10 protein-coding genes and 2 tRNA genes are annotated in these 12,738 nt (G+C 59.2%); 3 read left to right on the top strand and 9 right to left on the bottom strand.

The annotated features are described in order from the left end of the window. The first annotated feature begins 402 nt into the window (after positions 1-402). Together ATU_RS07785 and ATU_RS07790 are read left to right on the top strand one after the other, a co-directional pair. Positions 403-477 (top strand) — tRNA-Glu (locus ATU_RS07785). A 452-nt stretch (positions 478-929) separates the two neighbouring features. Continuing rightward, positions 930-1,004 (top strand) — tRNA-Glu (locus ATU_RS07790). 127 nt (positions 1,005-1,131) lie between these two features. Here the strand turns inward: ATU_RS07790 and recJ are convergent. From recJ to ATU_RS07815, 5 genes are all read right to left on the bottom strand, one after another. Beyond that, positions 1,132-2,940 (bottom strand): single-stranded-DNA-specific exonuclease RecJ, encoded by a 1,809-nt coding sequence (gene recJ, locus ATU_RS07795; protein ID WP_010971727.1) that lies wholly within the window; start codon positions 2,938-2,940, stop codon positions 1,132-1,134. Between the two features lie 97 nt (positions 2,941-3,037). Next, positions 3,038-3,262 (bottom strand): hypothetical protein, encoded by a 225-nt coding sequence (locus tag ATU_RS07800; protein WP_035258570.1) that lies wholly within the window; start codon positions 3,260-3,262, stop codon positions 3,038-3,040. A gap of 208 nt (positions 3,263-3,470) precedes the next feature. Next, a complete protein-coding gene (locus ATU_RS07805; protein WP_010971729.1) occupies positions 3,471-4,781 on the bottom strand; it encodes a homoserine dehydrogenase in 1,311 nt (436 codons plus the stop codon). A 61-nt stretch (positions 4,782-4,842) separates the two neighbouring features. Then, positions 4,843-6,063, bottom strand: coding sequence for an LL-diaminopimelate aminotransferase (locus ATU_RS07810; protein ID WP_003515379.1), 1,221 nt, complete (start codon positions 6,061-6,063; stop codon positions 4,843-4,845). A gap of 303 nt (positions 6,064-6,366) precedes the next feature. Next, entirely contained in the window at positions 6,367-7,326 is a 960-nt protein-coding gene (locus tag ATU_RS07815; protein ID WP_010971730.1) for a nucleoside hydrolase, read from the bottom strand. Between the two features lie 182 nt (positions 7,327-7,508). On the opposite strand from ATU_RS07815, the gene ATU_RS07820 reads away from it, so the two are divergent. Next, positions 7,509-8,312, top strand: coding sequence for a TSUP family transporter (locus ATU_RS07820; protein WP_010971731.1), 804 nt, complete (start codon positions 7,509-7,511; stop codon positions 8,310-8,312). Positions 8,313-8,368: 56 nt separating this feature from the next. On the opposite strand, the gene ATU_RS07825 is transcribed toward ATU_RS07820, so the two are convergent. From ATU_RS07825 to ATU_RS07840, 4 genes are all read right to left on the bottom strand, one after another. Continuing rightward, positions 8,369-9,064: a PAS domain-containing protein gene (locus ATU_RS07825; protein ID WP_006316334.1), complete on the bottom strand. Its 696-nt coding sequence runs from the start codon at positions 9,062-9,064 to the stop codon at positions 8,369-8,371. Positions 9,065-9,342: 278 nt separating this feature from the next. Next, on the bottom strand, positions 9,343-10,272 hold the full coding sequence (locus ATU_RS07830) for a lipid A biosynthesis lauroyl acyltransferase (protein WP_035216790.1): 930 nt from the start codon (positions 10,270-10,272) through the stop codon (positions 9,343-9,345). Between the two features lie 5 nt (positions 10,273-10,277). Then, on the bottom strand, positions 10,278-11,306 hold the full coding sequence (locus ATU_RS07835; RefSeq protein WP_006316337.1) for a zinc-binding dehydrogenase: 1,029 nt from the start codon (positions 11,304-11,306) through the stop codon (positions 10,278-10,280). Between the two features lie 142 nt (positions 11,307-11,448). Further along, positions 11,449-12,729 carry a beta-ketoacyl-ACP synthase gene (locus ATU_RS07840; RefSeq protein ID WP_006316338.1) on the bottom strand — a complete coding sequence of 427 codons (1,281 nt, stop codon included), beginning with the start codon at positions 12,727-12,729 and terminating at the stop codon, positions 11,449-11,451. Positions 12,730-12,738 lie beyond the last annotated feature (9 nt).

A 12,738-nucleotide genomic window follows, 5' to 3' on the forward strand; every position in this document is an offset into this window, starting at 1 on the left:
CTTTGGACATATTGCGATGGATAGTTTGCTTGTATTTCTGGGGGATGTATTGAGTGGCATGGTATCCGGCAGTCCCCCAAAATCAAATTTCGTGCGGTGGATAGCATACGCGATCAATGCACTCATAATAATACTCTCGGGCCTGCTGATATATGGAAAATACCTGACTTGATTTTCGCGAGCTGCCCTCGTGAGAAACGACATGTTTCACAAGGCGGTCGAAGCCGCGCCATATTGCAAAAGAAAAAACGCAGCCCAACCATTTAACCATTTGTTACGCAACAAGAATCCTTGTTTTCCAAGGCTTCCGGCCACCCATGTCATTTTTTTGTCAAATCATGCATTTTTCCGCTTGCAGACCTTCGGGAGCCTGACTATAAGGGCGCCACACCACAAGCGCACGCGCCCTTCGTCTATCGGTTAGGACGTCAGATTTTCATTCTGAAAAGAGGGGTTCGACTCCCCTAGGGCGTGCCACTTGCCTTCGTGTCCTCCATCTTAAAAGATTTGAACCCAACCTTCCACGTCGCGAATTTGTCGCGCGTCAACATTGCTGCGGAACCGATTCCCGGGCGACACGTTAGATTGTAGTCCCCCCCGATGGAAGGCAAGCCGGACGAAATGCCATCGGTCAAATCAACCGGCTTGCCTTTCCCCTCACCTCGATCACAGCGCCTGTTCGTCTCGGACTGCAGCTTGATGCCAGCTAAGGGTTGGGAAGCCGCCTCCCCGGTGTCGTACGAGACGCAAGCGCATTGCCGGTTCACGGCGATAGGGGCGATATTTCAAGGTCTTGACCAGGTCCGCCGCAGTTTTCCACAGCCCTTTCAGCGTCTATAAAAAAACTCGTCTCGAAGCGGAAAAAATCAATTTTTCCGCTTGCAGACCTTCGGGAGCCTGACTATAAGGGCGCCACACCACAAGCGCACGCGCCCTTCGTCTATCGGTTAGGACGTCAGATTTTCATTCTGAAAAGAGGGGTTCGACTCCCCTAGGGCGTGCCACTTGCTTCTCCCAGAAAATCAATAGCCTGCATCGAGATCTTCACGCATCGCGTAAAGACGCCGGAGCACATTTGATGTGCCCATCCAGCATTGTTTCAGTAAAATTCAGAACTGTTTGGAAGCCCCGTCAGGGCGCGAAAGCCGCATCCAGCACGCGCAGTTGGACGCGCCTCTGGCCCTGCCAGAGATCGGCACCCACTGTGCCTGCAACGTGGATGTTCCTGCCGCGCGCATTCAACAGCATCTGCCCCAGAGGCGCTTCGGCAGCGCGAAAGGCGATACCGTCCAGCCGCGAGCCATCCATGGCCTCCAGCGTGATCTTGACGTGTGCTGTGCCCACAAGCCGCACATCGCGCAGGCGATGCGCCGGCACGGCAAAGATCGGCTGCGAATGGCCCGAACCATAGGGACCGGCCTGCTCCAGCTGATCGACAAGCTGCAATGTCGCGCCCGAAGCGCCGATGGCGCCATCGATCTTCAGCACGCTGCTTTCCACCAGCTCATTCACCGTCTTTGCGGCCGCTTCTTCAAAGAAAGTCCTGAGCTTGCCGAGATTGGCACGCTCCACCGTCAGGCCCGCCGCCATGGCGTGCCCGCCGCCCTTGACCAGCAATCCCGTCTCCACGGCGGCGCGCACCATGCGGCCCATGTCGAAGCCGTTGATCGAGCGGCCTGAACCGGTACCCTTGCCGGAAGGATCAAAGGCAATGGCGAAAGCCGGACGACGGAAACGGTCCTTCAAGCGCGAGGCAAGCAGGCCGACGATGCCCGGATGCCAGTTCTCACGCGCCGTGACGATGACACCCGCACCCGAGCCGTCGCCATACTCATACAGCGCCTCGGCTTCCGCCTCCGCCAGCATCGCCGCTTCCATGGCCTGCCGCTCGCGGTTCAACTCGTCCAGCTTCTCTGCAATGACTTCCGCCTCCGTCGTATCGTCGATCGTCAGCAGACGGCTGCCGAGGGCTGCATCGCCAATGCGGCCGCCGGCATTGATGCGCGGCCCGATCAGGAAGCCGAAGTGATAGGGGGTAACAGGCCCGCCCAGCCCCGCCTTCTTGAACAGCGCCGCAAGTCCCGCATTGTTCATATGCCGCGCGGCAATCAGGCCCTTCACCACATAAGCGCGGTTCAGCCCTTTCAGCGGCACCACATCGCAGACCGTCGCAAGCGCGACGATATCAAGCAGCGACAGCAGATCGAGCGTGAAGGCCTGCCGGTTGCGTCTGTCCTTCAACAGCCGCAAGGTGGCCACCATCACAAGAAATACCACGCCGGCGGCACAGAGATGCCCCTGCCCCGAAAGATCGTCCTCCCGGTTAGGGTTGACCAGCGCCACCGCCGGCGGCAGTTCCGTGCCGACCTGATGGTGATCGATCACCACCACATCCGTTCCGGCGTCCTTCGCGGCCTGAAGCGACTCATGGCTGGTGGAGCCGCAGTCCACGGTCACGATCAGCGTCGCCCCATTGGCGGCAAGCTGCTGCATCGCCGCCGGGTTCGGCCCGTAGCCCTCGAAAATGCGATCGGGAATATAGATCTCCGGCGTCAACCCGAAATGCGCGAGAAAGCGATACGTCAGCGCCGAAGAGGCAGCGCCGTCGACATCGTAATCGCCGAAGATCGCCACCTTCTCGCCGGTCTCGATGGCGCGCACGAGCCGCTCGGCGGCCTTTTCGCAATCGGTCAGCATATGCGGATCAGGCATCAGGGAACGAATGGTCGGATCAAGGAACGCCAGGGCGTCATCGACACCGACGCCGCGCCCCGCCAGCACCCGCGCAATCAATTCGGGAATGGCATGTATCTGGGACATGGCCAGCGCGCGGTTCTGCCCGGCCTGATCCAACCGCGACACCCAGCGCTGTTCTGTCGCCGACCGCTCCACGCTTAGAAATGCGCGGGCCACGGTATCGGCCGGCTCCAACATTGCCATCCTGTCCCTTCATCCTGTCACGCGCGTTTCGCGCCTTGGTTAGAACGGGCTAAATGGCAAAGGCGCGTTTTTCAAGCAAAAACGCGCCTTGATGGAGTCACACCGAAAAAATCGAGAAAAACGGGCTGACGATCGACACAGCGCCGACCAGCAGCAGCAGCGAGAAGACAGCGAGCGAACACCAGTTGCGCTCATGCTCGGCCATGTCGAATTCCATGCTGCGAATATTGTCGTTGGCAGTGTGCGGCCGCGCCCGGTGATGGGTAGCCAGAACGCCTGCGCGCTTATTGTCCTTGAACAGGATGATCGATGTCACGGCCACGCCTCCCTCGCTTGGTGAACATGATTAACCATAGGGCCGAATCGTGTCGTATTCCAGCGGTTCTGAAGCCATGTCCTCAAATTTTATGACAGCTGTAACATCGTCCCTCTAAATAGTTTTTGATATCCCCGCGAGGTTTCATGATGAAAAAAGGCCGCGCATCCCTACGGAAGCACGGCCCTCGGCTTTGGACAAATCGTCAGGCGTTTCAGGTCCGCTCGATGCGGATGACCTGCGGTTCGCTGACGAGATATTTCTCGTTCTTGATCGCCTTCACGGCCTTGCGGATCGCATCTTCCATCGTCGCATGGGTGACCAGGATGATGGTCTGCGGCGCGCCTTCCACATGCACGCGCTGGCGCTGCACGATGGATTCCAGCGAGATGTTATTGTCAGCCATGCGGGTGGCGATGGAGGCGAAGACGCCCGCCTGATCCTTCACCGTCAGACGGATGAAATAACCGCCCTCATGGCTCTTCATCTTGGCGCGGCGGTACTCCGTCAGCGACTTGGCCGGACGGCCGAGTACGGGCACCTGCTGGGTGCCTGGACGGCTCTTGGCGATATCGGCGATGTCACCAAGTACGGCAGACGCCGTGGCGTTGCCGCCGGCACCCGGGCCGACCATCAGCAATTCGCCGAGAATGTCGGATTCGATCGCCACCGCATTGGTCACGCCATCCACCTGGGCGATAACGGAGTCGAGCGGCACCATGGTCGGGTGCACGCGCTGTTCGATGCCGGAGTCCGTCACCTGCGCCACGCCGAGAAGCTTGATGCGGTAACCAAGCTCGGCAGCCGCCTGAATATCCTCGATGGAGATATTGGTGATGCCTTCGAGATAGATGTCGTCGGCAGCGATCTTATTGCCGAAGGCAAGCGTGGTCAGAATCGAGAGCTTGTGCGCGGTGTCGTTGCCTTCGATATCGAAGGCCGGATCCGCTTCGGCATAACCGAGCCGCTGCGCTTCCTTCAGGCACACCTCGAACGACAGGCCTTCCTTCTCCATCTTGGTGAGGATGTAGTTGCAGGTGCCGTTCATGATGCCGTAGATGCGCGACACATGGTTGCCGGTCAAGGATTCACGCAGCGCCTTGATGACCGGGATACCGCCAGCCACCGCCGCCTCGAAATTGAGCAGCGCGCCCTTGTCCTCGGCAATGGTCGCCAGTTCGACGCCATGCTTGGCAAGCAGTGCCTTGTTGGCTGTCACTACATGGAGACCACGCGAAAGCGCTGCCCGCACCGCATTTTCTGCCTGTCCGGAAGCACCGCCGACCAGTTCGACGAACACATCGATATCGGCTTCGCTCGCCATCTGCTCGGGCGTGTCGAACCAGGTAATACCCTTGAGATCGATGCCGCGGTCGCGCGAACGGTCGCGCGCGCTCACCGCAATAATCTCAATCGCGCGTCCGCAGGTAATCGCAAGTTCGTTGCTTCTCTGCTGGAGGATGCGCACGAGCGAAGCGCCGACAGTGCCGAGCCCCGCTATGCCGATTCTCAATGAATCTGCCATGGGTATGTTCCTGATTTGCTGGTGATGGTGGCGGCCGAGGCCCGGCCGCCTTCGGTTGCCCTTATCTGTGGGCGTTGAGCGAAACGACATTGTGCATCGTTTCGTCAGCACTCGACAGGAAACGCTTCAGATTGCGCGCTGCCTGACGAATTCGATGCTCGTTTTCCACAAGCGCAAGACGGACGTAATCATCGCCCATTTCGCCAAAGCCGATGCCGGGAGCAACGGCGATATCTGCCTTCTCGACCAGAAGCTTGGAAAACTCCAGGCTGCCGAGATGGCGGAATTTTTCCGGGATCTTCGCCCAGGCGAACATCGTCGCTGCCGGCGGCGGAACCTCGAAGCCGGCCTTGCCGAACGTATCGACCATGACATCGCGGCGGCGGCGATAGACGCTGCGCACTTCGGCGATGTCGGAACCGTCACCGTTCAGCGCATGCGTCGCCGCCACCTGGATCGGCGTGAAGGCGCCGTAATCGAGGTAGGACTTCACGCGGGTCAGCGCCGCGATCAGCCGCTCGTTCCCGACAGCGAAGCCCATGCGCCAGCCGGGCATGGAGAAGGTCTTCGACATGGAGGTGAACTCCACCGCAACGTCGATCGCGCCGGGAACTTCGAGAACCGAAGGCGGCGGATTGTTGTCGTCGAAGTAGATTTCCGAATAGGCAAGATCGGAGAGCACTATGATTTCGTGCTTCTTCGCAAACGCGATCACATCCTTGTAGAAATCGAGCGATGCGACATGCGCCGTCGGGTTCGACGGATAGTTGACGATTAGCGCCAGCGGCTTTGGAATAGAGTGACGCACCGCCCGCTCTAAAGGCCCGAAGAAGCTCTCATCCGGCTCCACATTCATCGAACGGATAACGCCGCCCGCCATCAGGAAGCCGAAGGCATGGATCGGATAGGTCGGGTTCGGGCACAGGATCACGTCACCTGGTGCCGTGATGGCCTGCGCCATATTGGCGAAACCTTCCTTGGAGCCAAGCGTGGCGACGACCTGCGTATCGGGGTTCAGCTTCACGCCGAAACGGCGGGCATAATAGCCGGCCTGTGCGCGGCGAAGGCCGGGAATGCCCTTGGACGAGGAATAACGATGGGTGCGCGGGTCCTGAACGACTTCGCAGAGCTTGTCGACGATGGCCTTGGGGGTCGGAAGGTCGGGATTACCCATGCCGAGATCGATGATATCGGCCCCGGCCGCTCGCGCGCTCGCTTTCAAACGGTTGACCTGTTCGAAGACGTATTGCGGCAGACGCCGGACCTTATGAAACTCTTCCATCACTTTCCTCATGGGAATGGACCGGTTCTGCCGGCCCATAACGAAGGTTCGTTTTTTGTTTTTAAACGCCGCCGACACGAACCGACCCGGCAGGCGTTATTCATTGTAGCGCAAAGCACGCGAAAACCTACAAGGCTTTTCTCGGGCCCACGCGGCATCACAATCATCCGCCAGTGCCTCCGGCACAGCCTTTTCAGCCCCCTCGGCAAGGCGGATCACGTAATGGGATCAAGGAACTTGCATAACGCCAGATTCTGGGAAAATGCAAGGCAGGCCATGCTCAAGAACGGCCATTCCTGTCGTTCAGCCGCGCTCGCCCTTCACAATTGCCGCGCGGATGACCGAAAGCACGCGCTCCGGCTTGATATCCGTGCAGATGAGCTGGCTTGGATGCCCATCCCAGTCACCCGGTGGAAAGGCGCGGCCATCCGGCTTCTGGATCGTCTCGCCATCGGCAAGGCCACCGCAGACGACGCGCACCGGGCCGCTGCGGGTCGTAAACAGCTCAGGCGCCACGAGATAGACGCAGGCGCAGCTGTCATGCACCACCATGCCATCGCCGGTGCGGGTCTTGTAAAAATCGATGTAGAATTGCGACAGGTCAGAAAGCAGCTGTACGGGCTTGCCGCCGGCTTCAGCCATCTCCGCCATGAAAGCGCTGGTCATTACCGTTTTTGTGGTGACATCGAGACCGACGACCACCACGCGCCACGGGGCGGTGAAGACGAGATCGGCCGCTTCCGGATCACCGTGAATATTGGCCTCGGCCGCCGGCGAAACATTGCCGTTGATATCGAAGGCGCCGCCCATGACGATGACCTGCTTCACCAATGCTGCAAAATCCGGCTCCTCGCGCAATGCCAGCGCCAGATTGGTCATGCGGCCAACGGCGATCAGCGTCACCTCGCCGGGATTGGCCTTCACGGTCTCGATAATGAAGCGATGCGCGGGACGCGGATCGAGCGGCAGGTCGATGGTCTCGGGAATATCGATATCACCGAGGCCATTTTCGCCATGAATGAAGGTCGGCCAGTGGCCTTCCTTGCGGGCGGGATCAAAGGTCACGCCAGCGCCTTTCGCAACAGGCGCGGTCATCTGCCATTCCCGCTTGAGGAAAAGCGCATTGCGGGTGGTGATGTCGATGGGCGCATTACCGAAAACCGTGGTGACACCGATCAGATCGATATCGGGGTGACGGTGCAGGAAAAGAAGCGCCATGGCATCATCCACACCGGGGTCCGTATCGAATATCACTTTATGCATAATGCCCTCATCCATATGTCTCGAGCGCCATCCGTTCTTCCGGCGACGCGCCACGGAAACATAACGATAAGCGGCCACACCGCAATCCCCCTGCCCGCAGCCAAACGCACAGAAAGAGATTGCTTGGTCGCACTTTCGGTGAAAGAAGAAGCCCTCTCCTTCCGCCTGCCCGGACATATCAAGTGCAAGACATCGCCCTCAACGTTTTTATCGTCCTCTTCTGCGTCGCCATCTTTGCCGGATTTATCGATTCCATCGCCGGCGGCGGTGGCCTCATCACCATTCCCGCGATGATGATCATGGGCATTGCGCCGCTCGATACGCTCGGCACCAACAAGCTGCAGGCACAGTTCGGGTCGGCCTCGGCAACACTTGCTTATGCCAGACGCGGTCACGTCAATCTGAAAGAGCAATTGCCGATGGGGCTGATGGCCATGGCCGGCGGAATGCTGGGCGCGCTGACAGCCGCCTTCGTACCGGCCGATCTCCTGCGCACCATCATGCCGTTTCTGCTGATCACGATTGCGCTCTATTTCGCCTTGAAGCCGCAGCTCAGCGACATCGACAGCCACCGTCGCATCACACCCTTCGTGTTCGGCTTGATGGTCGCGCCGCTGATCGGTTTTTATGACGGCGTTTTTGGTCCCGGTGCCGGTTCCTTCTACATGCTCGCCTTCGTGGCGCTGGCAGGTTTCGGCATGCTGAAGGCAACCGCCCACACCAAGCTGCTAAACCTCGGCTCGAATTTCGGCGGTTTTGTCGTGTTTGCGATGGGCGGAGCGGTTTTGTGGAAGCTCGGCCTCGCCATGGGCCTTGGCCAGTTCATCGGGGCGCAGGTCGGGTCACGTTTCGCAATGAAAAACGGCGCGAAGATCATCCGCCCGCTTCTTGTTGTTTCCTGTCTCGCCATGGCGACGAAGCTTCTTGTCGATGCATCTTCCGCCTGGTCGATCGCCACGATTTGGGAAACCATCTTCCCGAAATAAGGGATGGTAGAGCGCCTTTTCTCCGTCAGTCAGGCAACAGACAGGCGCCCGCTGCCTCAGCCTGCGGCGCGGCGCCTGCGATCGGCGATTTCGCGGATCACCACCATCGCACCCACGAGCTTGTAGGCGGAGGAGTAGCAGGGCGACATTTCCAGCGACTTAACGACCGTGCGGCCATTCTCGTCTTCCGCATAGGTATATTTCGACGTATCGCCCTTGAAGCAATTGTCGAGCTTTTCCCTGAGAATGTTCTGGAACCGGTGAACGCCGACCAGCTCGGCGATGTGGCAGCCGATAAGCCCTTCCGGCGCGTTGCGCTGAAATGCATCGAGAGCATTGGCGAAGGAAACACGGTAACCGGGAGACACGATAACCACCGGCTCGTCCAGATCGTTGAGCATGTCCTCATCGAGGATCAGATGCCGGTGATGCCACGCCAGCGTATCCTCGTCCTCGTCACCCACGACCTTTGCCTTTAACGGCATGCCGACATAACGATCGACCAGAGTTCGCAGCAGCTCGGAGTTGCGCTGCACGCAGCCAAGATCTTCCGCCTCATGATTGAGGAGATCGATGGCAAAACGGAACTGCTCGCGAATATCTTCGGAACTTTCGGTCTTGCGTCCAACAATCCGCTCGAGGAGCAGCTCCAGTTCACGCTCCAGCACGGCAATCTTGTCGGATTCGTTCTTACCAACGGCAGATTGCAGTTCCGTATAACGCAACCAGAACAACTCAATCAAATCTTTCAACCCAACTCTCCCTGAACGGGCATATGACCCGCTCTCAATGCGAACGGATTAGCCCATTACCCCTGTTTATAGCGTCTGCGCGCTTAAAAATGACGTAACGAAATGCAGGAACGCCGTGAGGATTGATGCTCAAAATATCACATCCACGGGTATTTTTTCAATTTCGATAATCCATGAACGAGAAATGAGGTTCCACCAATATAAAAAAATACCGAAATGCACGAATTCGCGGTCGATTTTTGTGAAATAGCAAAAGACCCGGCCGCACGGCAATCGCCTCAAATCTGGTGCTTCACGTCCCAGCGATCATGATACCAAAGCCATTGGCCGGGATATTCTCGCACCCAGCTTTCCACCTTGTCGTTCAGAAGCTGCGCCGTCGCCTGAATATCGACATTGCCCTTCTGATCCCGGGGAATTTCAACCTTCGGCTCTATTTCCAGCCTGTAGCGATTGTCCGGAAGGCGTATGCAGCGGGCGGGATAGACATCGCAATTGAACTGCCGCACCAGCTTGGCAAGCAGCGGGTTGGTGCGAACCTCAAGCCCGAAGAACTTCGTCGTCAGCCCCTTGCCGAACTTCTGGTCGACAAGCACACCCACACCGCCGCCCTTTTCCAGTTGCCGCGCCAGCGCGAAGGAGGAGCCGGCATGCGACGGCACGAGATTGCCCATGCGTTCCTTGCGGAAATTGAACACCTTGTCGGCCACATAGGGATTGTTCGGCGGCCGGAACAGCACCGTCACATCAAGACCAAAGGCCGAGCCTGCTACCGGCAGCAGTTCGAAATTGCCGCTATGGGCGGTAAAAACGATGAAGGGCCGCGGATTGTCGCGCAATTCGAGAAAGGTCGAGGTACCCTCGACTTCGATGCGGCCGGGTTCGTTCTTTTCCGGGTCGAAATCGAACAGCCGGTCGAGAAACACATATTCCGCCGCAAGCCGGCCCATATTGGCCCAGCTGTCCATGGCGATCGCCAGCCGCTCCTCTTCGGTTTTTTCCGGAAAGGCGCGCGCCAGATTGTAGAGCATCAGCTTGTGGCGGCCGGTTTTCGGCCCTATCAAGCGCGCCAGCCGGTCCGTGGCGCGAATGCCCGCATCGGCCGGAAAAAGCTTCAGCAGGTTGAGAAGGCCAAAGGCGAATGTCGCGATCAGCCACTGCCGGAAGTGGTCCAGTTTCAGGACGATCCGCGTCAGAAATAATTTCAAGGTGGTCAATCCATCCGCAGGACGATCTTGCCGAACACCTGGCGCGTTTCCATGCGCTCCAGTGCCCGGTCGATATCGTCGAAGGTGACTTCGGTGTCGATGACGGGATGAACGATGCCGCGCGCCATCTTCTGCATGGCATTGGCCATGTTTTCCATGCGGCAGCCGAAGGAGCCGAGCAGCTTCAACTGCTGCTGGAACAGCATCATCAGATTGATTTCGGTGGAAACGCCCGAGGTGGAGCCGCAGGTGACGAGACGGCCACCGCGCTTCAGCGAGAACATCGAGGCGACGAAGGTATCCTTGCCGACATGTTCGAAGACAACGTCGACACCCTTCTTTTTCGTCAGCTTGCGCACGACGCCTTCGAAACGATCGGTCCGGTAATTGATGACATGATCGGCCCCGAGCGCCTTCGCCCGTTCGATCTTGTCGTCGGAACCGACCGTGGTGATGACGGTGCAGCCCATCTTCTTGGCAAGCTGGATCGCCGCCGTGCCGATGCCGGAACCGCCGGCATGGATGAGGATGGTTTCGCCGGGCTCAAGCTTGGCATTGTCGAACAGCATGTGCTCGACGGTGCCGAAAGTCACCGGGGCGAGCGCCGCAGCAACGGCGTCAATGCCGTGCGGGGCCGGCACGAGCTGGCGGGCGGGAATATTGATCTTTTCCTGCGCGAAACCGTCGAGATGGAAACCGTGTACGCCCTGGACATGTTCGCACAGATTGTCACGGCCTTCACGGCAGGGCTTGCAGAGCCCGCAGGTGCGCGCGCCATAGACCGAAACGAGCTGGCCCGGCAGCACATTCGAAACGCCGGGGCCAATGGCCTCGACCACGCCGGAGGCTTCCGCTCCGATGGTGAGCGGCATCTTGCGCTTGGCGAAAGCCATGCCGCGCCAGCCCCAAACGTCGATGTGGTTGAGCGCCACGGCCTTGACGCGCAGCGTCACCTCGCCCGGACCCGGAGCATCGGGTTCAGGCAGGTCCACTTTTTCGAGCTTCCGGTCGTCCACGAGTTGAAGAGCGCGCATATTTCAGTCCTTCGCCCGAGGGCGTTATCTAAAAATCATTCCAGCAAAACTCTGTAACGGTTTTGCGGCTGGAATGCGTAATCAAAGAGACGAGAGCGTTTCCGCAGTGCTTTTGGAAACGCTCCTGTTGTGGCGGAACCGGTTAAGCCGGTTCCCGCGTCATGACAAGGCTTGCATTCTGCCCGCCAAACCCGAAGGAGTTGGAGAGAACCGCACCCACCTGCGCATCCCGCTTCACATTCGGCACCACGTCGAGGGTGATGGTCGGATCGGGATTGTTGTAGTTGATCGTCGGCGGCAGGGTCCCGGTCAGCATGGTCTGCAGCGAGAACACCGCTTCCACGGCGCCTGCGGCCGTCAGCGTATGGCCAATCATCGACTTGTTAGACGACAGCGGAATATTCTTCAGGCCTTCGCCGAAGACGGCCAGCATCGAGCCATATTCCATCTTGTCATTCTCAGGCGTCGAGGTGCCGTGAGCGTTGATATAGCCGATATCGCTTTCGGCCACGCCCGCATCGGCAAGTGCCGCACGGATCGTCGCGATCGCCGGGCCGCCATCGGGCGAAGAACGCGTGCGGTGGAAGCTGTCGGCCTTTTCGCCGGCGCCCTTGATGATGCCGAGAACCTTGGCGCCACGGGCAACGGCAGCTTCGAGCGATTCCAACACCAGCGTCGCCGCACCTTCAGCGATCACGAAACCATCGCGATCCTTGCTGAACGGCTTGGAGGCCTTTTCGGGCGGATCGTTCTGGGTCGAAAGCGCAGACAGAAGCGAGAAGCGGATCAGGGCTTCGGCGCTGACGGAACCGTCAGTCGCAACCGTCAGAGCGCGCTCCGTGCGGCCCTGGCGGATCGCCTCGACGCCGAGCTGGATCGCAGTCGCACCCGAAGCACAGGCCGTAGACAGCGTGACCGGCAGGCCGCGCGTGCCAAAACGGTCGGAAAGACGTTCGGAAATCGCGCCGAACAATGCGGCTTCCTGGAATGCCGGATCGGGACGCTGGCGCAACGCCGTCATGAACCGCTCATAGGCGTCACCCGGCTTTGCGGCTGGCGGAGACCGGTCGGCAAGCTCGAAACGGGCGCTCCATTCCGGCTCAATCGGTGGCGCTGCGAGAAACAGCGGCCCATCGAAATCACCCGATATACCGGCCTGCGCCAGCGCCTCGATGGTGGTTTCACGCGCGAAAGCATAAGAACGCTCGACGGAGTTGGGAACCGGGATATCGATGAAATCCACCGTGCCGCTGATGCGGGTCGAAAGCCCTTCAGTCGGGAAGCGGGTGATCTTGTGAATACCCGACTTGCCTGATGTCAGCGCTGCCCAGTTGTCGGCAAGTCCCTGACCGAGCGAGGTGATGATGCCCATGCCGGTCACGGCAACGATCGGGCGACCGAGATGATCCTTAAAATTGGTCATGGTCTCTTC

This window comes from Agrobacterium fabrum str. C58 (assembly GCF_000092025.1).
In the GTDB taxonomy this organism is placed as follows: Bacteria; Pseudomonadota; Alphaproteobacteria; order Rhizobiales; family Rhizobiaceae; genus Agrobacterium; species Agrobacterium fabrum.